General features: G+C 63.4%; 20 protein-coding genes and 1 pseudogene. 17 read left to right on the top strand and 4 right to left on the bottom strand.

Going from position 1 to position 23,516, the window contains the following annotated elements:
* Positions 1 to 22 precede the first annotated feature (22 nt).
* Both ATI53_RS08640 and ATI53_RS08635 read right to left on the bottom strand, forming a co-directional pair.
* Positions 23 to 694 carry an acetate--CoA ligase family protein gene (locus ATI53_RS08640; protein ID WP_089962681.1) on the bottom strand — a complete coding sequence of 224 codons (672 nt, stop codon included), beginning with the start codon at positions 692 to 694 and terminating at the stop codon, positions 23 to 25.
* Positions 691 to 2,040, bottom strand: a complete 1,350-nt coding sequence (locus ATI53_RS08635) for an acetate--CoA ligase family protein (RefSeq protein ID WP_223870714.1) — start codon at positions 2,038 to 2,040, stop codon at positions 691 to 693. The genes ATI53_RS08640 and ATI53_RS08635 overlap by 4 nt, the downstream gene beginning before the upstream one ends.
* 224 nt (positions 2,041 to 2,264) lie before the next feature.
* Between ATI53_RS08635 and ATI53_RS08630 the strand changes: the two genes are divergently transcribed.
* The 14 genes from ATI53_RS08630 (at position 2,265) to ATI53_RS08565 (ending at position 17,674) form a co-directional block, all read left to right on the top strand.
* Positions 2,265 to 3,479: a CaiB/BaiF CoA transferase family protein gene (locus tag ATI53_RS08630; protein WP_009504600.1), complete on the top strand. Its 1,215-nt coding sequence runs from the start codon at positions 2,265 to 2,267 to the stop codon at positions 3,477 to 3,479.
* Positions 3,480 to 3,509: 30 nt separating this feature from the next.
* Positions 3,510 to 4,676, top strand: coding sequence for an acyl-CoA dehydrogenase family protein (locus tag ATI53_RS08625; protein WP_009504601.1), 1,167 nt, complete (start codon positions 3,510 to 3,512; stop codon positions 4,674 to 4,676).
* Positions 4,677 to 4,698: 22 nt separating this feature from the next.
* Positions 4,699 to 6,813: an acetate--CoA ligase family protein gene (locus tag ATI53_RS08620; RefSeq protein WP_240778575.1), complete on the top strand. Its 2,115-nt coding sequence runs from the start codon at positions 4,699 to 4,701 to the stop codon at positions 6,811 to 6,813.
* A gap of 140 nt (positions 6,814 to 6,953) precedes the next feature.
* Positions 6,954 to 7,757 carry an IclR family transcriptional regulator gene (locus ATI53_RS08615; RefSeq protein ID WP_009504603.1) on the top strand — a complete coding sequence of 268 codons (804 nt, stop codon included), beginning with the start codon at positions 6,954 to 6,956 and terminating at the stop codon, positions 7,755 to 7,757.
* Between the two features lie 150 nt (positions 7,758 to 7,907).
* Positions 7,908 to 8,078 carry a hypothetical protein gene (locus tag ATI53_RS23245; RefSeq protein ID WP_170134545.1) on the top strand — a complete coding sequence of 57 codons (171 nt, stop codon included), beginning with the start codon at positions 7,908 to 7,910 and terminating at the stop codon, positions 8,076 to 8,078.
* A 440-nt stretch (positions 8,079 to 8,518) separates the two neighbouring features.
* Positions 8,519 to 9,562: a TRAP transporter substrate-binding protein gene (locus ATI53_RS08605; protein WP_111550202.1), complete on the top strand. Its 1,044-nt coding sequence runs from the start codon at positions 8,519 to 8,521 to the stop codon at positions 9,560 to 9,562.
* 12 nt (positions 9,563 to 9,574) lie between these two features.
* Positions 9,575 to 10,144: a TRAP transporter small permease gene (locus tag ATI53_RS08600; protein WP_009504605.1), complete on the top strand. Its 570-nt coding sequence runs from the start codon at positions 9,575 to 9,577 to the stop codon at positions 10,142 to 10,144.
* 2 nt (positions 10,145 to 10,146) lie between these two features.
* Positions 10,147 to 11,436 (top strand): TRAP transporter large permease, encoded by a 1,290-nt coding sequence (locus ATI53_RS08595; protein ID WP_009504606.1) that lies wholly within the window; start codon positions 10,147 to 10,149, stop codon positions 11,434 to 11,436.
* Positions 11,437 to 11,456: 20 nt separating this feature from the next.
* Complete coding sequence (locus ATI53_RS08590) at positions 11,457 to 12,206, top strand: SDR family NAD(P)-dependent oxidoreductase (protein WP_009504607.1); 750 nt, start codon at positions 11,457 to 11,459, stop codon at positions 12,204 to 12,206.
* A complete protein-coding gene (locus ATI53_RS08585) occupies positions 12,199 to 13,371 on the top strand; it encodes an acyl-CoA dehydrogenase family protein (RefSeq protein WP_009504608.1) in 1,173 nt (390 codons plus the stop codon). The genes ATI53_RS08590 and ATI53_RS08585 overlap by 8 nt, the downstream gene beginning before the upstream one ends.
* Positions 13,372 to 13,381: 10 nt before the next feature.
* Entirely contained in the window at positions 13,382 to 14,905 is a 1,524-nt protein-coding gene (locus ATI53_RS08580; RefSeq protein ID WP_089962671.1) for a class I adenylate-forming enzyme family protein, read from the top strand.
* Positions 14,902 to 15,393: a MaoC family dehydratase gene (locus tag ATI53_RS08575; protein ID WP_111550201.1), complete on the top strand. Its 492-nt coding sequence runs from the start codon at positions 14,902 to 14,904 to the stop codon at positions 15,391 to 15,393. Before ATI53_RS08580 ends, ATI53_RS08575 begins: the two co-directional genes overlap by 4 nt.
* Before the next feature lie 344 nt (positions 15,394 to 15,737).
* On the top strand, positions 15,738 to 16,550 hold the full coding sequence (locus ATI53_RS08570) for a citryl-CoA lyase (RefSeq protein WP_009504611.1): 813 nt from the start codon (positions 15,738 to 15,740) through the stop codon (positions 16,548 to 16,550).
* Between the two features lie 2 nt (positions 16,551 to 16,552).
* Entirely contained in the window at positions 16,553 to 17,674 is a 1,122-nt protein-coding gene (locus ATI53_RS08565; RefSeq protein WP_165617171.1) for a CaiB/BaiF CoA transferase family protein, read from the top strand.
* A gap of 567 nt (positions 17,675 to 18,241) precedes the next feature.
* On the opposite strand, the gene ATI53_RS08560 is transcribed toward ATI53_RS08565, so the two are convergent.
* On the bottom strand, positions 18,242 to 18,742 hold the full coding sequence (locus tag ATI53_RS08560) for a MarR family winged helix-turn-helix transcriptional regulator (protein WP_083840614.1): 501 nt from the start codon (positions 18,740 to 18,742) through the stop codon (positions 18,242 to 18,244).
* 216 nt (positions 18,743 to 18,958) lie between these two features.
* On the opposite strand from ATI53_RS08560, the pseudogene ATI53_RS24580 reads away from it, so the two are divergent.
* Both ATI53_RS24580 and ATI53_RS23600 read left to right on the top strand, forming a co-directional pair.
* Positions 18,959 to 19,301: pseudogene (locus tag ATI53_RS24580) on the top strand (transposase); the annotation flags it as partial.
* 284 nt (positions 19,302 to 19,585) lie between these two features.
* Positions 19,586 to 19,840 carry a hypothetical protein gene (locus ATI53_RS23600; RefSeq protein WP_190323916.1) on the top strand — a complete coding sequence of 85 codons (255 nt, stop codon included), beginning with the start codon at positions 19,586 to 19,588 and terminating at the stop codon, positions 19,838 to 19,840.
* A 381-nt stretch (positions 19,841 to 20,221) separates the two neighbouring features.
* Here the strand turns inward: ATI53_RS23600 and ATI53_RS08545 are convergent, their stop codons facing one another.
* Positions 20,222 to 20,698, bottom strand: coding sequence for an Lrp/AsnC family transcriptional regulator (locus ATI53_RS08545; RefSeq protein WP_009505793.1), 477 nt, complete (start codon positions 20,696 to 20,698; stop codon positions 20,222 to 20,224).
* Positions 20,699 to 20,832: 134 nt separating this feature from the next.
* Here ATI53_RS08545 and mdeB point away from each other — a divergent pair, with 134 nt between their 5' ends.
* Entirely contained in the window at positions 20,833 to 23,502 is a 2,670-nt protein-coding gene (mdeB, locus tag ATI53_RS08540; RefSeq protein ID WP_111550199.1) for an alpha-ketoglutarate dehydrogenase, read from the top strand.
* Positions 23,503 to 23,516 lie beyond the last annotated feature (14 nt).

Here is a 23,516-nt window from a genome sequence, read left to right as displayed (position 1 = left end):
AACTCTCCGAAAGGGTGACGTATCACGTTAAACTCTCCTGTTCATCCGCGTTGGGTGACAACACGATCAAGGCGTCGGCAGCGGCCAATCCTTTCCCGTCCGCCCGAACCATCACAGGGTTGATTTCAATTTCCGAGATCAGATCGGCGTTTTCGGCGAAGAAAACAGATATGCGTGAAATCAGGTCCGCCAAAGCCCCCTTGTCGGCGGGTTCCGCGCCGCGCAGCCCCGCCAGCAACCTGGCACCGGGGCCCGAATCCACCATCGTCTCGGCGGTTTGCGGCCCCGCGGGCGCAAGCCGGATTTCGGCCGCGTCGATCAGTTCCACCAGAATGCCGCCTGGACCGGCCAGAACGATCGGGCCAAAGGTGTCGTCGCGTTTGCAGCCGATGATCCATTCGGCCACCGACCCCTCTTCCATTTCCTCGATCAGCGGGGTGCCGCCCGCAAACCGTTGCGCCATTTCGGCCGCGGCCTGCTGCGCCTCTTCGGGCGCAAGACCCAGACGGACAAGGCCATGATCGGATTTATGCGGATAGTCGTCGTGACAGAGCTTGGCGACACAGCGCCCCTCGGTGGGGTCGCGTTTCGGCACCGGTATGCCGATGCGTTGCAGCAGGTCCTTCGCGTCGGCCTCGTGCACCACTTTGCGCCCGGCACGCTGCCAGTTTTCCAGTGTTTCCCTCGGGGTCATGCCACTTCTCCCGTCATGGCCGCCAGCGCCGCAAGCCCCGACGCCGCACGCGCCGGCGAATCATACACCGGAACAGCCCGTTCGCGCAGCGCCTCGCCCGAGGCATTGCTGCGCGCCGCGCCGGTCCAGACGATCAGGATCGGCTTGCCGGTGCTGTCGAACGCCTCGGCCAACGCCTCGATGAACTGCTGATCCGGCACAAATGTGATAATTGCGATGGCGATATCCACGCCCGGATCAGCTGCGACGGCCTTCAGGCAGCGGCCCACATAGGTGGGATTCGCCAGAACGACGCCGGTCAGATCGACCGGATTCGACACCGAGCCGTAGAACGGCACATAGTGCGACAGCGCGGTCTGCGTCGCCTCGTCCAGGACCGGCACCTCGAACCCGGCGCTTTCGGCAAGGTCGGTCATCTCGACGCCGAGCCCGCCGGTGACAGAGATGATGCCGACCCGGTTGCCGGCAGGCCGCCGCCCCGCGGCGAGGGCCGTGACGGCATCGACGGCGGCCACGGATTCCCGCGCGCGGATAACCCCGGTTTCACGAAACACCGCGCTGATCACCCGGTCGTCCCCGGCCATCGCGCCGGTATGCGACTGGACCGCGCGCGATCCGGCGCGGCTTCGCCCGCCCTTGACCGCAACGACATGCTTTCCGTCCTGCGTCAGCCGCCGGGCCACCTCGGCGAACCGTCGCCCGTCGCGCAGTTCCTCGACGTAGCACAGCACCACGCGGGTCTCAGGGTCGTTGCCCAGATATTCAAGCAGATCCGCCGCGGTCAGATCGGTTTCGTTGCCGCTGGAGACGATGGCATTGATCCCCACGCCGCGTTCGCCCAGACGCAATGCCATAAGGCCCGCAAGCGCGCCGGACTGGGAAATCATCGCGACCGGGCCGGGCCTGAGACCGTTGAACATCGGGCTGAAAGTCAGTTGCAGGTCCGTTGCGGGGCGCACCACGCCTTCGCAGTTCGGCCCGACCAGACGAAAGGGCGCGTCCTGCATGATCCGGCGCAGCCGCATCTCGTTGCTGCGCCCGTCTTCGCCGGCCTCCGAAAATCCCGAGGTCACCCCGACCACGGCCTTGACATCGAGCCGGGCGCAGCTTTCCAGCGCATCCAGAGCGACACCGACCGGGGTTGCCAGAACGACCACGTCGATCGGGCCGTCGATCTCATCCAGACTGCGCACAGCCGCAAGCCCCTCGATCTCGCCGCCCGACGGGTTCACCGGGATGATCTTGCCGCGATAGCCGTTGCTCTTCAGCAGCGCCAGCACGGCCTGCCCGAGCTTGCCCTTGGTGCGCGACGCCCCGACCACCGCGATGGTGCGGGGATCAAACAAACCATCCAATGCCTGTGCAACCGAAGGCCGGCGTGTCGCCATTCGATTCGTCTCTGGTTCAGCCATTTCTTTCTCCGTCAAGTGAAAATTTCACCGCCCGTTTCGAAGATCTAACGGGCGTTCGATTATTCTCGCAATGGATTTCGGTTCCGGGGAGAATAGGGGCGCTGGACCCGGAGATTGGGGCTTGACGATCGAGAAATGGCAATCTGGGAGAAGACCGCGTGACGATAAAAGACGGGCCGCTGAGCGACCTCAGGGTGATTGAAATGGGGCATGTGATTGCCGCGCCGATGTGCGGCGCTCTGCTCTCGGATTTCGGCGCTGAGGTGATCAAGATCGAACGACCGGGGCAGGGCGACATGCTGCGGGTTCTGAGCGCGCGCGCCAAGGATGGCGTCGGCGTGTGGTGGAAGACGCTGGCCCGAAACAAGCGACTGGTGGCGCTGGACTGGAAGACCGACGACGGCCGCGAGGTTCTGCGCCGCCTGGTCGAAAACGCGCAGGTTCTGATCGAGAACTTCCGCCCCGGCGTGCTTGAAAGGGCGGGGTTGGCGCCAGAGGTTCTGCATGAATGGAACCCGGATCTGGTGATCGTGCGGATCTCGGGCTATGGGCAGACCGGGCCGCGTTCCTCCTGGCCGGGTTTCGGTCGGGCCGGCGAGGCCATGAGCGGGCTGGCCAACATGACCGGCTTTGCCGACAACGCGCCGATGCACCCCGGCTTTCCCGCCGCGGATTCAACCACGGGCCTCATGGCGGCCTACGGCGCGATGATGGCGCTTCATGCGGTGCGCAACGGCAGCGCCAGGGGCCAGGTGGTGGACCTCGCCATCTTCGAGCCGCTGTTGCGCCTGATCGACTATCACGTTCCGACGCGGACCGGCGCGGGGCTTCCGGTTGACCGAAACGGGCTTCAGGCCCCCAATTCCTACGCCCCGGCGGGGGTGTTTCGCGCCCGGGACGGGAAATGGGTCACAATCAGCGCCGGCAGTGCGGCGACCGGACGTCGGCTTCTGGAGGCCGCGGGCGGAAAGGAATGGGCGGAACAGCCGCAATTCCAAAATCTGGACGGCTTCGTGGAGCACATGGACGAAATCGTGGACCGGCTTGGGGCATTCGTGGCCCGGCATGACGCGCAGAAGGCGATCGACATCTTCCAGGCCCACGATGCCGTGGCGGCGATGGTCTATGACGTCGATGACATCCTGGCCGATCCGCAGATCGCGGCGCGCGGCGATATCGTCGGGGTCGAGGGCGACGACACCAAGGTCGTTGGCCCCATCCCAAAGCTGGACAAGACGCCGGGGCGGCTGCGCTGGCTCGGGCGCAGCGAGCTGGGCGTCGACAGCCGCGCGGTGCTGGAAGAGCTCGGATACGACGCCGGGCAGATCGACACCCTCACCCAGAACGGCACCATCGCCGGGCCGGACCGCTGAGAGCGGATTGCGAGATTCGAGGAGAACACCATGACCTATCAGATGACATCCGATCAGCAGGGAATCCGCGATGCGATCCTGCGGGTTTGCGCAGAATTCGACGATGAGTTCTGGCAAAACCGGGATCGCGAAGGCGGTTTCCCGCACGAACTGCACCAGAAGCTGGCCCGCGATGGCTGGCTGGGAATCGCCATCCCCGAGGAATACGGCGGGGCCGGTCTTGGAATCGTCGACGCCGCCATCATGATGCAGGCGATCGCGGAGTCCGGTGGCGGCAACAGCGCGGCTTCGGCGGTGCACATGAACATCTTCGGCCTCAATCCGGTCGTCAAGTTCGGCACCGACGACCAGAAGAAAAAGTACCTTCCGCCGCTGGTGGCCGGTGAGCAAAAGGCCTGTTTCGGCGTCACAGAACCGACGACTGGCCTGGACACGACGAAGCTGAAAACCCGCGCCGTGCGCCAAGGTGACCGCTATGTCGTGCACGGGCAAAAGGTCTGGATTTCGACCGCCCAGGTTGCGGACAAGATCCTGCTGCTGGCGCGCACCACCCCGCTTGAGGATGTCAAGAAACCAACCGAAGGCCTAAGCCTGTTCTACACCGATCTTGACCGGACATTCGTCACCGTGCGCGAGATCGAGAAGATGGGCCGCAAGTGTGTCGATTCAAACGAGCTGTTCATCGACGGGCTGCCGATACCGGCCGCCGATCTGATCGGCGAGGAAGGTCAGGGCTTTCGCCAGATCCTGCACGGGCTGAATCCCGAACGGGTGCTGGTCGCCGCCGAGGCTGTGGGCATCGGGCGCAACGCGCTGCGCCGCGCCGCCAATTACGCCAATGAGCGCGTCGTGTTTGGCAGGCCGATCGGCCAGAATCAGGGCGTGCAGCATCCGCTGGCCGCCTGCTGGGCGGAACTGGAAGCGGCCAATCTGATGGCGATGAACGCCGGCGCGCTTTACGATGCCGGCAAGCCCTGCGGAAACGAGGCCAACGCGGGCAAATACCTGGCCGGCGAAGCGGCGGTCAAGGCGACGCAGACCGCGCAGCTGACTTTCGGCGGTTTCGGATATGCCAAGGAATACCATGTCGAACGCCTTGTGCGCGAAGCCATCCTGTTCCGCATCGCGCCGGTAACACCGCAACTGGTGCTGTCGTTCATCGCGGAACACGCGCTCGGCCTGCCGAAATCCTACTAATTCGAACATCAAAGGAAGACCCATGCGTATTGACGGAATGGATGCCATTTTCGCCCCTCGTTCTGTTGCCGTGATCGGCGCGTCGAGCGACCCGAAACGCATCGGCGGACGGCCGGTGGATTTTCTCAAACGGCATGGGTTCCAGGGCACGATCCTGCCGATAAACCCGAAATCGCCCGAAGTGCAGGGCCTGACGGCGTATCCGTCGATCACCGAGGCCCCGTCGACACCGGATCTGGCGGTGATCGCGCTGCCCGCGCCGCTGGCGGTTCAGGCGGTCGAGGATTGCGCGGCGCGCGGCGTGCGGGGCGCGGTGATCTTCAGCTCTGGGTTCTCCGAGGTTAATGCCGAAGGGGCCGCGCTTCAGGCGCGAATGGTCGATATCGCGCGCGAAGGCGGTATGCGGCTTGTCGGGCCGAATTGCCTGGGCATCGCCAATGTGCGCCACAATCTTTACGCCACCTTTACACCGGGGGTCGAAAAGCACCTGCCCAAGCCCGGCGGCGTGTCGATCGTCAGCCAGAGCGGCGCCTTCGGGTCGTATTGCATGACGCTGGTCAGGATGCGCGGACTGGGTGTGAACCTCTGGGCGACGACGGGCAATTCCTGCGACGTCGATTTCGCCGATGCGGTAGCCTATTGCGCGCAGGATGACGAAACCCGCGTAATCATGGGATACCTCGAAGGCGCGACTGACCGCGACAGGCTGGTCGAGGCCCTTGAACTGGCGCGCGCACGGGAAAAGCCGGTGGTCATGATGAAGGTCGGCCGCAGCGCGGTCGGTGCCGAGGCCGCGCAATCGCATACCGCCTCGCTGGCGGGGTCCGACGCGGTCTATGACGCGGCTTTTCGGCAATACGGCGTGTACCGGGCGCAATCGGTCGATGAAATGTTCGATGTGACCTATGCCTGCGCCGAATCCGCGTCGATGATGCAGGGCGACCGACTGGGCCTTGTGACGGTGTCCGGCGGCGTTGGGGTGCTGATGGCCGACGAGGCCGAGAAACTGAAACTGGACGTGCCCGCGCTTCCCGATCACGCGCAGAAAAAGCTGAAAGAGGTGCTGCCTTTCGCAGGCGTCCGAAACCCGGTCGATGTGACGGCGCAGCTGGTCAACCAGATCGACCTGCTGGAAACCAACATGGATGTGTTGTTTGGCGACGGCGAAATTGACGGTGCCATCATCTTCATGTCCACGGTCGGTCTTGTCGCCGACCTGAACGAAGCCATCCGGACCGGGCTGGAGCGCATCCGCGAGAAGTTTCCCGGCCGGCCGATGCTGTTCTGTTCGCTGACCGAACCCGAGGGCCGTGCCGCATATGAAAAGTCGGGGTTCATCGTGTTCGAGGAACCGACCCGCGCGGTCCGTGCCATGGCCGCATTGCGCTATTTCGCCAGATCCTTCGCGCGGGCCGGCGAACATGACCCGATACCCGAACTGTCCGACCTGTCGCCGTTGCCGGACGACATGGTGAACGAGATCGAGGCCAAGGCGCTGCTGGCCGAAGCGGGCATCGCAATCGTGCGCGAAACCCTGGCCAAGACCCCGGAGGCGGCAGCCGAGGCGGCGCAGGAGATGGGCTTTCCGGTCGTGCTGAAGATCGCTTCGCCCGACATCTTGCATAAATCCGATATCGGCGGCGTGGCGCTGAACCTGCGCTCGGCCGAAGACGTCCGGTCCGCCGCGGTGCAAATCCTGAAGCTGGCGTCCGAAAAAGCGCCCGATGCGCGGATCGACGGTCTGGTCGTGGCGGAACAGGCCGCACCGGGGCTGGAGGCCATACTCGGTGTGACCCAGGATCCGGCATTCGGCCCGGTGGTCATGTTCGGCCTGGGCGGCGTGCTGGTCGAGGCCCTGGGGGACGTGTCCTTCCGGGTTGCCCCTTTCGGGCCCGCCGAAGCGCGTCGGATGATCGACGAAATCCACGGTCGCAAACTGCTGGACGCCTTCCGCGGCGCGCCCGAACGCGACATCGGCGCGCTTGCCGACGCCCTTGCGCGCCTGTCCGCCTTTGCGGCCCATCACGGGGCAGCGCTTGAGACCATTGACGTCAACCCGTTGATCGTTGGACCCAGCGGCCAGGGTGCCGTGGCTGCGGACGCCGTAATCGTTCCCACCAGGCGAGGAGGCCACTGACACCCGGACCCGGCATCTTTCCGATCCCCTCGCGGCATGCGGCGCGTCTTCTGCGATCTTCTACCAGTTGACAGAAATCACATCCGCAGCCATTCTACTTTCTGAATACTGTTCATATAATAGTATGCTGGGAGGGGATCATGGAAGACGCGGAACAGACTTCGGTGAAGACACGCGGGGACAATATCGTAAAATCGGTCGCCCGCACCTGTGAAACGCTGGTGTATTTCGACGAGGTGCGGCGCCCGCTGTCGGTCGTGGAAGTCTCGAAGAAACTGGGGTATCCGCAATCGAGCACTTCGGCGCTCTTGAAGAGCATGGTCAAGCTCGGCTTCCTGAGCCACGATGCCCGGAACAAGAACTACTTTCCCACCGAACGCGTCCCGCTTCTGGGCTCTTGGATGAGCCCGGATCTGTTCGGTGAAGGCATCATCCAGCGGCTGCTCAAGGCGATCGCGCAACGGACGCAGCATGTCGTCGTACTGGGAACAAAGAACGGCGACGAAGCCGAGTATGTGCAAGTGATCCGTCCAAAGAAGTCGCCGATCCACCACATTTCACTCGGCACGCGGCGTCCGCTGGGGAATTCCGGGGTGGGGCGGGTTCTGATGAGCCGCTTCAGCGATGAAGAAGTGTGCCGCCTGTTACGAAAGATCAATGCCTATCGTGCGCCCGACAAACCGGCGGTGGACGTGAAGACCTTCGTCGCCTCCTTGGCCGAGACCCGCGCCAAGGGGTATTATCTGTCAACCGATCAGGTCGTCAAAGGCGCCGGGTTGATCTCCATGCCGTTTCCCAGCCACCAGAGTTCTCGTCTGTTTGCCGTTGGGGTTGGCGCACCGACGGATGTCATCCTGCGATCCGAGAACGAGATTGTCAGGATCATGCGTGAAGAAATCGTTCAGCATCTGAGAAAGAAAGGTCAAGACCCCAGGGTTTGCTGAACGCCGGTGTTCTTATCCACCATGACCCCCGCCCGGCCCAAGATCATGCGGCGGCGATTCCCCCCGATCTGATTGTCGGGGTCCGGGCCGGGTGCCGCCCCTCTGCCGCAGGTGGCCGTTCTGGCCACGGCGCCACCACCCTGTCGTAAAATGACGTTCAGAAACGTGCCAGTGTTCGATATTCGATCCGGGTATCTTCTGGACGGGATTTCAAAACCTGTACGACACCCGACGATTTCCGACAGCGCGGTCGGGTTGCGGATGCACCAGATCGCGGTGCCGCACGTCCCGAAATGCCCGATCGACCAGCTTGCGGGATAATGCGGGATAATGCGTCCGCCGGGAAGCGCCGCAGGCCATCGCCCGGCGCGGATCGTCAGCTGCCCCGCCATCAATGTCCCTCCGAAAACTGTCATCCGGCCATTCGACTGTCGTGCCCACATCCCGCAACTGTCAGCCTCAGGGAGGCGATGCAGATGGCCGTGTGGCGCGCCGCATTCTTTGGCTGGACAGGCGCCCGAAGCGTGAGTGCAAACGGGGTAGAGCCCCTGCGCGCGCCGGGCCCCCGCGCAATCGCATATATGTGCGATCTGGTGGCCGGATCGGGGCGGTCGGCGCTTCCGCATTGACCGGATGGCCTGCCGTTTGGTTGGCTCGGGCGAGGAAGGCCGACCAACGGACGGGTCCGTGAGGCTCTCGCCAAAACAAGGGAGAGGGCCTGGTTCGGGGAGCGTCGGCTGACGCAGGGAGGAAGACTTACGATGAGCATTTTGAACGGACTGGATCGGCTTGCCGCAGGCGCGGCGCTGATGGTCGCGGGCGCGCTGACGCCGCAGATGGCCCTGGCCGAAACAACCCTCAAGGTGGCGGACACCTTTCCGCCGGGCCACTACATCGTCGAGACCGGCACCAACTACTGGATGGAGCGGGTGACCGAACTGACCGACGGCGAGGTCAAGTTTCAGTATTTTGGCGCCGGGCAGATGGGCTCGCTTCGCGACATGTTCTCGATGGTGCAATCGGGCGTGGTGGACGTTGGCTATGTTCCACCGGCCTATAACGGAGGCACCATGCCGCTGGCCGGTGTGCACACGCTGCCGGGCCTGTTCTCGCAAAGCAAGGTCGGCACACCGGCATTCTACGATACGGTGACCTCGGAGCCGATCCTGGGGAACGATTTCCTGAAGAACGGGATGCGTCCCCTCTGGGGCGTGATGACCTCTACCTACAATCTTTTTACCCGCGGCAAAGAGATTGACGGCCTGGAGGATATCAACGGGCTCAAGCTGAAGATCATCGCCGGCAACATGTCGGAATCGATCAAGGCCCTGGGCGGGGCTCCGGTGGATATTCCCAGCCCCGAAACCTATCAGGCGATCCGCACCGGCACGGTTGACGGCGCGATCTTTCCGACCACGAGCGTCTATTCCTACAAGCTCGAAGAGGTGATCGATACCGCTGTGCTTGGGCTGGATGTCTTTGTGTACTGGGCGCCTTATGTGATCCGCGAAGAGGTCTGGCAAGGGCTTGCGCCCGAGCATCAGCAGGCCATGCAGCAGGCGGCTCAGGAGGCGATGCAGCGCGTCGCCGAGGAAACCGACCGCTCGGCAGCCGAACTTGAAAACAAGATGCGCGAAGCCGGTATCAAAGTCATCGTGCTGGACGAAGCGCAGCGCGAACAGGTCAGGGCGACCACGGCGCCGGTCTTCCATGCCTGGGTTTCGGGACTGGAAGGGCGCGGCATGCCCGGCGGCGAGGTGGTGGAGGCTTTTCGCGCGAATATCGAAAAGTACCAGACGCAATAAAGGAGCTCGTCCGTGCATCCCCATGATCTTGATCCCGAAGGGGAAGCCGTGCCGCCGCCCAAGGCAGGACTGCACGGCCCCCTTGGCCGCGCGATGGACCGGGTCGACACCTGGGCGAACTGGCTGTCGCGTGCGGCAATGATGGTCATGCTGGTGCTGATCCTCGTCCAGGTCTTCACCCGCTATGTCCTGAACGACCCGATCGAGGGCGTCATAGGGATCACCGAACTTTATCTGATGCCCATCATCGTGTTCGGAAGCCTGAGCTATCTTGAGATGCACGATGGCCATGTGCGGGTGGGGATCCTGTTCGAGACGTTGCCAGACAGGCTGCGCGCCGGTCTAGACGTGGTCCTGCGCCTTGTGGCGGCCGCGTTCTTCGCACTGGTGTGCTACGGCGCCTCGCGCGAGGCGCTCAAGGCGTGGGATTTCGGGTATCGCACGTCGGGCGACATTGACGCGCCGCTCGTTACCGCCCTTGTGATCGCGCCGATCGGTTGCCTGCTGATTGTCCTGCGGCTTCTGGTGAACGCGGCCGGCGACGTGCAGCGGCTTCGCCACACCCCGGATCGGACAATCTGAATATGGAATATCTCGCACCCGTGTCCTTCCTGCTGGCGGGACTTCTTATCGTCGGAACGCCGATTGGCTTTGCAATGGGCATCGCCGGCACTGTCGGGCTTTATCTGATCGGCGGGCTCAACCTTGCGCTCGGGATCCTGTCGGTCGCTCCCTATCGCAACACAGCCTCCTGGTTGCTGACCGCCATCCCCCTGTTCATCCTGATGGCCGAGATCCTGTCGGCCAGCCGGATCTCGTCGGACATGTTCCGCGCCGCCAACAAATGGGTCGGGCATCTGCCGGGCGGGCTGGCGGTGGCCACCGTGTTCACCAGCGCCGGTTTCGGTGCGGTGTCGGGCTCGTCCACCGCCGCCACCGCGACAATGGCCCGCACCGTCGCGCCCGAGGCCAACAAATACGGCTATGACCGCGGTATGATCGTGGGCACGGTGGCGGCCGCCGGCACGTTGTCGATCATGATCCCGCCGTCGGTGGTGCTTATGGTCTATGGTATTATTACCGAAACCTCGATCGGCGGGCTCTTCATCGCCGGCATCGTGCCCGGACTTATCACCGCGCTGTCCTTTGCCGGCATCACCATGGGCTGGGCGGGCCTGAACCCCGATCTTGCGCCGCCGGTGCAAAGCCACAGCTGGCGAGAGCGCATCCTGTCGCTGCGCGAGCTTTGGCCGGTGATCGTATTGTTCGTGTTCGTCGTGGCCGGAATCTATTCCGGCGCCGTCACCGTCACCGAAGCCGCGGCGGCGGGCTGTTTCGGCGCGATCCTGATCGCCGCCGTGATGCTGCGGCGCATGGGCTGGCGCGACTTCATGGACGCGCTTGAACGCACCACCCGCCCCACGGCAATGATCTTTACCATCATCATCGGGGCCCATATCTTCGGCTATTTCGTGACCCTCACGATGGCGCCGCAAGCGCTGGTTTCCTATGTGCAGGGGCTGGAGGTCAGTCCGGGAATGGTGATCCTGATCCTGATCGTGATCTTTGTGCTGCTGGGCTGCGTCATGGATCAGCTGGCGATCCTGATCCTGACCATGCCGATCGTCTTTCCGATGGTGATGGAACTTGGCTACTCGCCGATCTGGTTTGGCATCCTCATCACCAAGACCGTCGAGATCGGGCTGATCACGCCGCCCATCGGCATGAACGTCTTTGTCGCCAGCTCGATCACCGGGGTGCCGCTCAAGCGGGTCTTTGTGGGTGTGCTGCCTTTCGTTCTGGCAGAGTTCGCGGTTCTGGCGTTGATCGCCTTCTTCCCGGAAATCGTGACCGCGTTCTCGGGCGAATATTAAACAACGCAAAGGAGCCGAAAGTGGAATTGGGACTGAAGAACAAGGTGGCAATCGTCACCGGATCGGGGCGCGGAATCGGTGCAGTGACGGCGCGCGCGCTGGCCGAGGAAGGGGCAAAGGTGGTGATCACCGATATCGACGCGGAAACCACCGAAGCCACCCGCGCCGAGCTGGAGGCCGACGGTTACGCAGCGATCGGCGTCGTCTGCGACGTCACCGACGCGGCACAGGTCGATGCGCTTGTCGCCCGCACGGTCGAGGCATTCGGCGCCGTCCATATACTTGTGAACAACGCCGGCTTTCCGCGCGACAATTACATCACCAAGATGCCGGAGCAGGATTGGGATGCGGTGGTGGGGGTGATCCTGAAAGGGGCCTACAACTGCTCGCGCGCCGTGGTGCCCCATTTCATGGAACAGCACTGGGGCCGCGTGGTCAACATTTCGTCGCGCGCCTATCTCGGCAATCCCGGGCAGACCAACTATGCGGCGGCCAAGGCCGGCATCATCGGTTTCACCCGTGCGCTTGGAATGGAGCAGGGGCGTTTCAACGTCACCGTCAACGCCATCGCGCCAGGCTTCATCGCAACCGACATGATCGAGGCGCTTCCGAACTACGACCGGATCAAATCCCGCGCGCTGGCAATGAACACCGTGCCGCGTCTTGGCACCGAGCGCGACATCGCCAACGGCGTGGTGTTCCTCGCCTCGGATGCGGCGGAATACATCTCGGGCGAAACGCTTCACATCACCGGGGGGCGGTATGGCTGAATACATCGCGCCACCCGCCGATGATCAGGAACAGGAGACTCGGATGCTGAGGGACAGCATCCGGGGTTTCATGGCGCGCGAGCTGACCGAGGCGCGCATCGCCGAATGCGAGGCGGCGGGCGAGCTGCCATGGGAAATGGTCGGCGCGCTGCGCCAGTTCGGCTATCTCGGCGGGCTGCTGCCCGAGGAGGCGGGCGGCTACGGTCTCAGCTACCGCACCTGGGCGATGATGATGGAGGAGGCGGGGTATCGCTGGCTGTCGCTTCGGGTGCTGCTCAACACCGTCAACATCGTCGCCGCGCTGCTGCACCATCTGGGTGACGCCCGGCAAAAGGAAAAATGGCTGAACCCCGTCATGGCCGGCGAAATGCCGGTCTGGGTAGGGATCACCGAACCCGACCACGGCTCCGACGTCGCCTCGGTGCAGACCCGTGCCGAGGACAAGGGCGACCACTGGCAGATCAACGGCGGCAAGCTGTGGACGACAAACGGCGTTCACGGCCGGGTCGGCATCCTGGTTGCGCGCACCTTCACCACCGGCTGCGATGGCGATCTGAGCCTGTTCATCGTGGACCCTGAGGAGACCGATTTCGAAGCCTCGCGGGTGGGCACGATGTTCATCAAGGCCACGGCGACATCGCAGCTGGCCTTTCGCGACGCAAGGGTGCCCAAGGAAAACCTGCTGGGTCCGGCGGGCAAGGGGCTGAAGGCGATCCTCACCGGGCTGAACTACGGTCGGCTCAACGTGGCGGCGGGCGCGGTGGGCGCGGCGCAGCGGTCGCTGGACCTGTCCACCGATTACGTCAAGACGCGCAAGCAGTTCGGCAACGTGATCGGACGCTATCAGCTGGTGCAGAAGCTGATCGTCGACATGACCATCCGCACCGAAGCGGCGCGCGCCCTGACTGACCGGGCTGCGCTGGCGCTTGATGCGGGGCTGCCCGGGCGCAAGGAATGCTCGATCGCCAAGCTTTATGCCAGCGAGGCGGCGCATGAGGTGGCCTCGATGGCGCTGCAGGCGCACGGCGGGCTGGGATATTCCACCGACTACCCGGTCGAGCGGTTGTTCCGCGACACGCGCGGCGGGCTGATCCCCGAGGGCACGTCGGAAATCCAGACATTGATCATAGGGCGCGAGGTTCTCGGGATCTCGGCCTTTACCTGAGGAGGCGGCCATGCCGATGACCTTTCTCCATGCCCTCAGGCTGAATGCACGGCGGTTTCCGACGAAACCGGCGGTGGTGTTCGAGGGGCACGGCCAGACCTATACGGAGCTCCTCGACCGGGTGGAACGGATGATGACGGTGCTGGCGCGACGCGGCACCGGGCCCGGCGACAAGGTCGCGGTGATCTCGGAGAACCATCCCGATTTCCTTGCCGCCTATGTGGCGGTGACCGGGTTGGGCGCGATCCCCGCGCCGATCAACTATCGCATCGCGCCCGAGGTCATGGCCGATGTGGTCGCCCGCTCGGACAGCAAGACGCTGCTGCTGGGCGACGCGGCGCTGGACCATGCCGATCTGTTCCGGACCGTGGTGAGCGACATCATCGCCCTGGGCGATGTGGCGGAGGGTGCGCAAGGGCTGCCACGGCTGTCGGACCTTCTGGCAGACACCCCGCCCGATCCGCCGCAAGGACAGGATGGCACCACGATCATGCTGCACACCTCGGGGACCACCGGCAAGCCCAAGGGTGCGCTGCGCAGCCTGTTCGGCATGGAGGAACGCGCTATCGAGCAACGCTTCCGCCCCGACGATCGGGCGCTTTCGGCGCTGCCGATCTGCCTGTCGGCTGGCTGCACCTACACGCTGCTGCCGCTTTACCTGGGCGCCAGCGTTTACCTGATGCGCCGGTTTGACGGGGTCGCCGCGCTGCGCCTGATCCAGGACGAACGGCTGACCGCCACCATGTTGCTGCCGGCCATGCTTCAACGGATGGTCGAGGTCGAGGGGTTCGCGAACGCCGACCTGTCGTCGCTGCGCACGCTGCAATCGGGCGGCGGCGAGATGTATCCCGACCTCAAGCGCGCGGCGCTGGACAAGTTCGGCGACGCGCTGATGATCTATGCCGCCTCCAGCGAAGCGGGGCCCTACGCCAACCTCACGGCGCGGGATCTGCGCCGCAACTTTACGGGCAATTGCGTCGGACGGCCGTTCTTCGGGGTCGAACTCAAGCTTTTGGACGACGATGGCACCGAGGTGCCGCAGGGCGAGGTCGGCGAGATCTGCACCCGCAGCGAGAGCCGCTATGACGGGTATTACAAGGACGAGACGCTGACCGCCGAAACCCGGCGCGGCGATTATCTGACCGTGGGCGATCTGGGCCGGATCGACGCCGAGGGGCTGCTCTGGTTCACTGGCCGCAAGCGCGACATCATCAAGAGCGGCGGCATCAACGTCTACGCCCCCGAGATCGAGGAGGCGCTGGCCGGTCACCCGGCGATTGCCGAGGCGCATTGCATCGGCCTGCCCGATCCGCGCTGGACCGAGGCGATCTGCGCGGTGATCGTGCCCGCGCCGGGCGCCGGGCTGACAGCGGCCGATGTGATCGCCCATGCCGAGGCCCGGCTGGACCGCTACAAGCGCCCGCGCCGCGTGGTGTTCATGACAGCGGTGCCGCGCAACCTGACCGGCCGCGTTCTCAAGGCCGATCTCAAGGAGGCGGTGCTGGCGCTGCCCCAGGAGGAGGAAAGCCGATGACCCGCCCCGACCTTTCAGCCCGGACGGGCCAGCAGCTCTACTGGGAGGATCTCAGCGAGGGAGACGCGTTCGACAGCCCCACCCGTACCATAACCGAGGCCGATGTGACGGGATTTGCCTGCCTTTCCGGCGATTTCAACCGGCTGCATGTCGATGCCGAGTACGCCGCCGGATCGGCCTACGGCCAGCGCATCGCGCACGGGCTTCTGGTGGTGTCGGTGATGTCCGGGCTGACCACGCGGATGTTGATGAACAATTTTCTCGAACCTTCGCTTCTGGGGCTTCTGGACATGCAGTGCAGATTCCCGAAACCCACCTTCATCGGCGACACGATCGGCGTGCGCGTCACCGTGACCGAGAAACGCGAGACGTCGAAACCCGAACGCGGCATCCTGTCGTTCCGGCGCGAGGTCATCAACCAGCGCGGCGAAACCGTGGTGGAAGGGATCTGGAAACTGCTCGTGCGGCGGGCACCGCAAGGTGCCTGAACGAATGGGAGCGGGCGGTTTCCCCAGTCCTGCGCGGGTTCCTGCACGGCGGATCGTGGCGATTCCCGGCCTCGGCGACCGGCCCGCGGTGCGGGCTGCAAAATCGCGCCGCGCATTGCGACTGCGACAGAGACGTCTTCCCGTTCAATCCCGGGCCCGAGGAGGTTTCGGGTCCGAGCGTCGATTTGCCCCGTCGATGCGGCCATGCCGAGGCGTCCCACCGGGGCGTTGGCCACCATCGCGGCGATGGACCTCACTCCGGCGCGCGCCGGTCCGGCGGGCACCATGGGGCTGGGCGCAATGATTCCGCGTGCGGCCACCGAAACACAAGGAAGAGCAAGGCAATGACGGTCAAGACGAAGATAGGCTTCACCACCCGCGACCGTATCTTCGTGCGCGGGCGCGACCTGGCGGATGACGTCCTCGGCAAGATGGATTTCATCGACATGATCTATTTCACCGCCACCGGAACGGAACCCGACGCCCGCACCCGCGCGATGACCAACGCGATCATCGTCACCGCCACCGACCACGGCCTTACCCCCAGCGCAATTGCCGCGCGGATGACCATTCTCGGCGCGCCGGAATCGCTTCAGGGCGCTGTGGCCGCCGGCTTGCTGGGGGCGGGAAACCATTTTCTCGGCACAATGCAGAACGCCGCCGCCTTTACCCGCGACGAGATCGGCGGGCTGACCGACAACGACGACGAGGCCGCCTATGCCGCCCACGCGCGCGAGGTGGTGCGCACCTTTCGCGCGGCGCGGCGCGTCCTGCCGGGCATCGGCCATCCGATCCATGTGGCGGGTGACCCCCGCACGCCGGTCCTGCGGCGCATCGCGGGCGAGAACGGGTTCGACGGGCGGCACTGGCGGTTCATGGCGGCCGTCGAGTCCGCCGCGCGTGAGGAATATGGCCGCCTGCTGCCGATCAACGCCGCCGGCGCGGTCGGGGCCACCGTGTCGGACATGGGGCTTTCCCCCATCTGGGCGCGGGCCTTCGCGCTGATCGGACGCTCGGCCGGGCTTCTGGCGCATCTTATGGAAGAACTCGACAACCCGCAGGGTCAGAAGATCTGGGACATGATCCTGGAGCAGGACGATTCGGCGGAATGCGCCGGCATCGCCGACCCGGCCCGCGGAGACAGAAAGGAACAATGAAAATGACCGGCACTGCACCGCTTTCAGGGCTTCGTGTCCTGGATCTGACCGAGCTTCTGCCCGGTCCCTATGCCACGCAACAACTGGCCGAGATGGGGGCCGAGGTCATCAAGGTCGAGCGCCCCGCGGGCGACGCCGCGCGCGTCATGTTCCCCGGTCTCTTCGCGGCGGTGAACCGCGGCAAGAAAAGCATCGTGCTGAACCTGAAGGACGACGCGGACCGCGCGGCTTTCCTGCGGCTGGCCAAGCGGGCGGACGTGGTGATCGAGGGCTATCGCCCGGGTGTGACCGCGCGGCTCGGGATCGACTACCAGACGCTTTCAACGCTCAATCCCGGCCTCGTCTACTGCTCGGTCAGCGGATATGGTCAGACCGGGCCAGCGCGGGACTGGCCGGGGCATGATCTGAACTACGCGGCGATGGCGGGCGCGGTGGCGATCTCGGGCGCGCCCGACGGACCGCCAGAATACACGACGGGCGTGCCGATCGGAGATCTGTCGGCAGCGATGTATGCCATCATCACCATCCTGGCCGCGCTGCGCGGACGCGACGCCACCGGGCGGGGCCAGTACCTCGACGTGGCGATCACCGACGCGCTGGCCAGTTGGATCGCCCCGCGCTACGGCGTATGGGATGCCGGACGCCAGGCCGGGCGCGAAATCACCAAGGCCGACATTCTGCGCCGGGCCGCCTATGGCATCTTCGGGACGGCCGACGGCAAATACATCACCATCGGCGCGATCGAAACGCATTTCTTCCGCCGCCTCATCCGCGCAACCGGGATGACGGGGTTCGACGATCCGGCGCTTGACGACTTCGCCGCACGCACAGATCGCACGGATGACATCCGCGCCGCCCTGACCCCGCTGATCGCCGCGCGTCCCTATGCGCATTGGGCACGGGTTTTCGAGGCCGAGGACGTTCCCTTTGCCCCGGTCAACCGACTGGAGGATCTGGCCCAAGACCCGCATCTCAAGGCGCGCGGAATGGTACGCGCCGCCGGTGCGGCGCAGGTGATGGCCTTTCCGGTGCCGATGGCGGGGATAAGCGAGCCGGCCGGCCAAGTCCCGGCGGTGGGCGAGCATCAAACCGAAATACTGGGCCAAGCCGAAGAAGCCGACTGAGCGCCTCTGCAATTCGACCGGAACGACTGACAGGAACCGTGCGGCGGAGGTCCTGACACCGAGATGGCACCCCGGTCGAGCGGCGCAGGGTTGTCCGCCGTCGAAATGATGCAAGAACCGGGTACGTCGGCCTTCGGGGTTGCCTGCTGCCCCAGGCGCGGCGGGCGGACCGCCTCGGCTGGCGCACTCGCAAATTTATGTCGGATCGCCGCTGCGCAGCCCCGTCAGCCCGAGAACCCGGCCCTGATGATCCGCCCGTTGCGCGAATGCCCATAGCAGCAGAAAAAATGGCGGATCGGTTCGCAGTTTGCGCGGACTCCGCCGCCGGTCTGCGTTGCAAGCGAAATGCGCGCACAGGTCGGATCACATTCCCAAATGGGAACGGCACACGCGATTGTCGCGGCGTTCAGGGGTAACGCGGGATCATGACATCTCGAAGCGGCGGGAGTGCCCGGTTGCCGGTGGCAATCATGGGGCATGAGACCGAAAAGGCGAAAGTGGACGGTTTTTAGTCCGCCCGGAGTCAGGTCATCCCGCCATTCCCAAGGGCGAGACTGTCACTGCCGTTCACAGAGGGCCAACGCTCAGGTTGTCAGAAAGGGCGGCACGGCTTCTGTGATCGTTAACTTCGATGAATTTTCCGAGCAATCGAACAAATTCCTTGGCCTCTTCCGGTTCGAATGCTGCCATAATATCATCATGCAGAATCTTTATGCGCGGATAGAACGCATGAACCAGTTTATCGCCTTTGGTGGTGGTATACACCCGCCGCTCGCGTTTGTCGTGCGCACTGCGCACAACGCGGATCAGGCCAGAGCCTTCAAGATTGCGTATAGTGCGACCCGTTGAAGCTTTGTCCACGCCCGTCATAAAGGAGACCTCGGCCATCGAGAGGCCGGGACGCAAGCGAATTGTCGCGATGAGAATCCAGCGCACCGGAGAAAGGTCGACGTCCTTTCCGACTGCCTCAAACATTGAAAGGAATATCTGATAGCTACGACGGATCAAGTGCGCGGGGTGGCTTCGCAAAGTGTGTATATCAATTTCGCTGTGTGTTGCTTCGTTCATGCTAACGGTGCCATATAAGATTCCAAGGTGACGTTATTGAATCACAAGCGTCCTGAAGTCGCGGTGAATTCTGCAATACACATGTTCGGCGACTTCAGAAAACGTGACTTGATGGAAAGAATAGCGCAACAATCTGGGTGTTACTACAGGTCCCCTCGAAAAATTACCTTGTTCTTGACGCTGCGACATCAATAAATCGGTACAGCGCATGAAGCGATGGCGCAGATGGGGTTCTTCGATCTTTGAAAACGCTGCGCGACTCTCGATGCCACGACAGATCCGCTGATCGATGCGCTCGTGCGGTCAGAGGAGTTTCGCCTGGCGCTTGAGCAGGGCCACCGCAAACCGGGTGCGGAAAGCGAGTCGCGCGTCGATGGATGCGGTCGCTGATGTTCAAGACGCTCGTGCTGAACACGGTCTACACCCTGTCCGGCAACCAGATCAAGTATCAACTGCGCGAGCGGCTGTTGTTCATACGCTTCTTTGGCCTCGATCTCGTGGGCCGGTGCCGAATGATATAGCGGTAATAATTTACCGCTATACGCTTTCGCACGCGGGCAGGACAGATCCTCGGCGCGGCCGTCGTACAACCTCAACATGCGAGACGAGAACGGCAGGGAACCCGAGGGCCGGGCGGACGGACCCTGACGATCGCCGGAAGAAGAAGCACGGCAAGCGCCACTACGGCGAGAAGAACCACGTCAGTGTGAAGCGAAAGCACAGGCAGCTGCGAGGCTACATGGACCTGTCGCAGTTTCGTGCCGCCCCAAGTGCTCGTTTAAGCGTATCCCTCCGGCGGGGGCCGTCTGACGGGGCGTTGGAGGCGATGATAAGTCCGACGTTATGGTCGACCTTACGTTCACACCCCGGATCGAGATCCTGTCCACCGAGGATGCGCCGCGTCGTCGGCACTGGAGCGATGCCGACAAGATCAGGGTGGTCGAGAAAGCCTTGGGGGACATCGGCAGGTCTCAGCGACAGCGCGGCGGCATCGGGAGAACCAGCCTGCAACAGAGTGCCTGTGAGCACGCGGTGTTGATCTGGACCCGACCTTCGCACACCATACGGGCCCGCGGCATGTTGATGGCCGCATCATGAGACCGGTCTTATGTCAGCATCCGACAACGCGCCAAAATCAGATCTGAAGATACCTCTTGCGCTTGGGGCGGTTACATATGTTGCAAAACTGGCGCCAAAGGCGTGACTTCGCCTTTGCCCACCGACGCCATCCCACGCGGACAATTTCGGGGATTTCGCCGGCACTGACGCGGTTCATGAGTGCGGTTTGGAACAGCCGACATCGTTCGCGTAGCCTGAACAGCGAACGCCACCCGCACCGTTGCGCGGCCGCCAAATTGGCAGGAATGTAAGTCCCCTATGGCTTCATTGTCCGTCCTCAAGTCAGGTCGAACTTTAATCAACGGGGGAGGAACAATCCCGTGGCAGATCAGATACGGTCGCGCGGGAGGAGACTTCGGGCTAGAGATCGTCCACCGGCAGAGCGGTTCTATATTTCACCTGTTTGAGCGCAAAGCTTGAACGAATGTTGGCCACACCCGGAATATTTGACAATTTCTGCAGGATGAAGCGCTGGAGTTCAGCGATATCGCGGACAACCAGGCGGATCAGATAATCGCTGTCTCCGGTCATCAGAAAGCACTCCATAACTTCCGGGTAAGCCTCCATCCGGTTTTCGAACGTTTCCAACGCCTGCTCGATCTGACGCTCCAGGGTGATCTGGATAAAGACGTTGACGCCCAATCCGATGGCTTCGGGGTTTACCAACGCAACATAGCCGGAAATCACGCCAGACTGCTCCAGCGCGCGCACTCTTGAAAGACAGGGGGACGGAGACAGCCCGATCCGGTTTGAAAGCTCGATGTTGGTTAGTTTGCCTTCATTCTGCAGCTGCTTCAGGATTCTTCGGTCTGTCGCGTCAAGATCACTCACCGGCATAATTCTCTCCAATTCATGCATGTTGAGGCAGTTCATGCCGCAGACTGCGGAGCTACACCATCATTTTAGCGCCACCTGCCGGTCAAGTTGCGCTATGCAGAGCAACCAGTAACGTGAAGCCGAGGACAGCCCCGATGAGCATCCAAGTACCGACCCAAGATATTGACGCAGTCGAGACACAGGAATGGATCGATGCGCTTACGGCTGTCACCGCGGCCAACGGCAGTGAGCGCGCGCAATACCTGCTGCGCCGACTTGAAGACGTGGCGCGCCGCAACGGCGTCTTCACCGGGGGGCAGCCGTTCTCGTCCTATCGCAACACCATTCCGGTGGCCCAGCAAGGGCATTATCCGGGCGACCTTGACGTCGAAGAGCGGCTCACCTCGATCATTCGCTGGAATGCGCTTGCGATGGTGGTGCGCGCCAACAAGGCCTATGGCGAACTGGGTGGCCATATCGCCAGTTATGCCTCGGCGGCCGAGATTTTCGAGACCGGGTTCAACCACTTCTTCCGCGCTCAATCAGACGATTTCGGGGGTGATCTGGTCTATTTTCAGCCCCACTCGGCGCCAGGCGTATACGCCCGCGCCTTTCTGGAAGGCCGCCTGAGCGAGGAAAGGCTGGCGAATTACCGCCAGGAAGTGGGTGGAAACGGGCTGTGTTCCTATCCGCATCCGTGGCTGATGCCGGATTTCTGGCAGTTCCCGACAGGTTCCATGGGCATCGGCCCGATGAGCGCGATCTATCAGGCGCGCTATATGCGTTACCTCGAAGGGCGCGGATTGGCCAACACCGCCGGGCGGCACGTCTGGGGCGTGTTCGGCGACGGCGAGATGGACGAGCCGGAATCCATTGGCGCGCTGACGCTGGCGGCGCGCGAGAACCTCGATAACCTCACCTTCATCGTGAACTGCAACCTGCAGCGCCTGGACGGGCCGGTACGCGGCAACGGCCAGATTATTCAGGAGCTTGAGAGCCTGTTCATCGGCGCCGGCTGGAACGTTATCAAGGTGCTTTGGGGCTCGGAATGGGACAATCTCTTTGCCCGCGACAAAGACCTCGTGTTGCTGCGCCGTTTTGCCGAAACCGTGGATGGCGAATATCAGGATCTGGGCTCCAAGGACGGCGACTACAACCGTGCCAAGTTTTTTGATCGCGACCCCGCCACCCGCAATCTCGTCATGCATATGACCGATGGTGAAATCAACGCGCTGAAACGCGGCGGCCACGATTTTCGCAAGCTGTATGCTGCCTTCGCAGCCGCCAAGGCACACAAAGGCCGCCCGACTGTGATCCTTGCCAAGACCAAGAAAGGATTTGGCATGGGGGACGCGGGCGAAAGCCGGATGACAGCTCACCAGTCGAAAAAACTGGACATGGAGGCGTTGGTCGCCTTCCGGGACCGGTTCGGCCTGCCGCTGACGGAGAAGGATCTGGAAGAACTCAAGTTCTACAAGCCCGCCGCCGACAGCCCCGAGATGAAATATCTGCACGCGCAGCGCGAAACCCTTGGCGGCTACATGCCAAGACGGCGCGCCAAAACCCCGGAACCCAAGCGTCTGATCGTGCCCGACCGCAGCAAATACGCCAGATTCGCGACCGAGGCAGACGGCAAGGTGATGTCCACCACAATGGCCGCGGTGCGGATGTTGGGCGGGCTGCTGAAAGACAAGACATTCGGCCCACGCATCGTGCCCATCGTGGCCGACGAGGCCCGCACATTCGGCATGGACAACCTGTTCCGCCAGATCGGCATCTATGCGCCGCAGGGGCAGCTTTACGAACCCGAGGATGCGGGGTCGATGATGTTCTACAAAGAAGCCAAGAACGGCCAGTTGCTGGAAGAGGGTATAACCGAGGCCGGGGCGATTTCGTCATGGTCGGCCGCTGCGACCTCTTATTCCGTTCACGATACACCGACGTTGCCGTTCTACATCTACTATTCGATGTTCGGGTTTCAGCGGGTGGGCGACCTGATCTGGGCCGCGGCCGATCAGCGGGCGCGGGGCTTTCTGCTTGGCGCCACCGCAGGGCGCACCACCCTGTCGGGCGAAGGGCTTCAGCATCAGGATGGCACCAGCCACGTCATCGCCGCGACCGTTCCGAACTGCCGCGCCTATGATCCGGCCTATGCCTATGAACTGGCGGTGATCATGGACGACGGCATGAAGCGGATGATGGAAGATCAGGCCGACGAGTTCTATTACCTGACGGTGATGAATGAAAACTATGCCCAGCCCAGCATGCCTGACGGTGCCGAACAAGGCATCCTGAAGGGGCTCTATCAGATTGGATCGCGCGGCGAGGGCGGCGCCAAAGCGCGCCTGATCGGCTCGGGCACGATTCTGACCGAGGTGATCGCCGCCGCCGATATGCTGGCGACGGATTATGGGATCGCCACCGATCTTTTCAGCGCCACCAGTTTTTCCGAACTGGCGCGCGACGCGCGCGCGGTGGAGCGGGAAAACCGTCTGGGCGGCACCACGACCCCGACTGAAGCCTATGTGTCCCAGACACTGGCCGGTTCTGCCCCCATCGTGGCGGCCACGGATTATGTCCGCGCCGTACCGCAGATGATTGCGCCCTACGTCGATGCAAGGTTCATCGCGCTCGGCACCGATGGCTTCGGCCGTTCGGCCAACCGGGCCGACCTGCGCGCCTTCTTCGAGGTGGACCGCAAGAACATCGCGCTGGCGGTAATCGAGGCTCTGGTGCGCGCAGGCGACGAAGAACCGGCCACGCTGGCGAAGGCTCTGGACGCATTCAGCCTGGATGCTTCGGCACCGGCGCCCTGGACCGTATGAGAGGGGGAGGCGAC

Source organism: Salipiger aestuarii (assembly GCF_003259905.1).
GTDB lineage: Bacteria > Pseudomonadota > Alphaproteobacteria > Rhodobacterales > Rhodobacteraceae > Salipiger > Salipiger aestuarii.
Note: the sequence above shows the minus strand (reverse complement) of the source record. Positions and strands in the feature narration are given on the sequence as shown.

Excerpts from the sequence above, each read along its gene's own strand:
- ATI53_RS08640 (WP_089962681.1), bottom strand. The coding sequence starts at position 694 with ATGACCCCGAGGGAAACACTGGAAAACTGGCAGCGTGCCGGGCGCAAA.
- ATI53_RS08625 (WP_009504601.1), top strand. The coding sequence starts at position 3,510 with ATGACCTATCAGATGACATCCGATCAGCAGGGAATCCGCGATGCGATC.
- ATI53_RS08620 (WP_240778575.1), top strand. The coding sequence starts at position 4,699 with ATGCGTATTGACGGAATGGATGCCATTTTCGCCCCTCGTTCTGTTGCC.
- ATI53_RS08615 (WP_009504603.1), top strand. The coding sequence starts at position 6,954 with ATGGAAGACGCGGAACAGACTTCGGTGAAGACACGCGGGGACAATATC.
- ATI53_RS23245 (WP_170134545.1), top strand. The coding sequence starts at position 7,908 with ATGACGTTCAGAAACGTGCCAGTGTTCGATATTCGATCCGGGTATCTT.
- ATI53_RS08605 (WP_111550202.1), top strand. The coding sequence starts at position 8,519 with ATGAGCATTTTGAACGGACTGGATCGGCTTGCCGCAGGCGCGGCGCTG.
- ATI53_RS08595 (WP_009504606.1), top strand. The coding sequence starts at position 10,147 with ATGGAATATCTCGCACCCGTGTCCTTCCTGCTGGCGGGACTTCTTATC.
- ATI53_RS08585 (WP_009504608.1), top strand. The coding sequence starts at position 12,199 with ATGGCTGAATACATCGCGCCACCCGCCGATGATCAGGAACAGGAGACT.
- ATI53_RS08580 (WP_089962671.1), top strand. The coding sequence starts at position 13,382 with ATGCCGATGACCTTTCTCCATGCCCTCAGGCTGAATGCACGGCGGTTT.
- ATI53_RS08575 (WP_111550201.1), top strand. The coding sequence starts at position 14,902 with ATGACCCGCCCCGACCTTTCAGCCCGGACGGGCCAGCAGCTCTACTGG.
- ATI53_RS08570 (WP_009504611.1), top strand. The coding sequence starts at position 15,738 with ATGACGGTCAAGACGAAGATAGGCTTCACCACCCGCGACCGTATCTTC.
- ATI53_RS08565 (WP_165617171.1), top strand. The coding sequence starts at position 16,553 with ATGACCGGCACTGCACCGCTTTCAGGGCTTCGTGTCCTGGATCTGACC.
- ATI53_RS08560 (WP_083840614.1), bottom strand. The coding sequence starts at position 18,742 with ATGAACGAAGCAACACACAGCGAAATTGATATACACACTTTGCGAAGC.
- ATI53_RS23600 (WP_190323916.1), top strand. The coding sequence starts at position 19,586 with ATGGTCGACCTTACGTTCACACCCCGGATCGAGATCCTGTCCACCGAG.
- ATI53_RS08545 (WP_009505793.1), bottom strand. The coding sequence starts at position 20,698 with ATGCCGGTGAGTGATCTTGACGCGACAGACCGAAGAATCCTGAAGCAG.
- mdeB (WP_111550199.1), top strand. The coding sequence starts at position 20,833 with ATGAGCATCCAAGTACCGACCCAAGATATTGACGCAGTCGAGACACAG.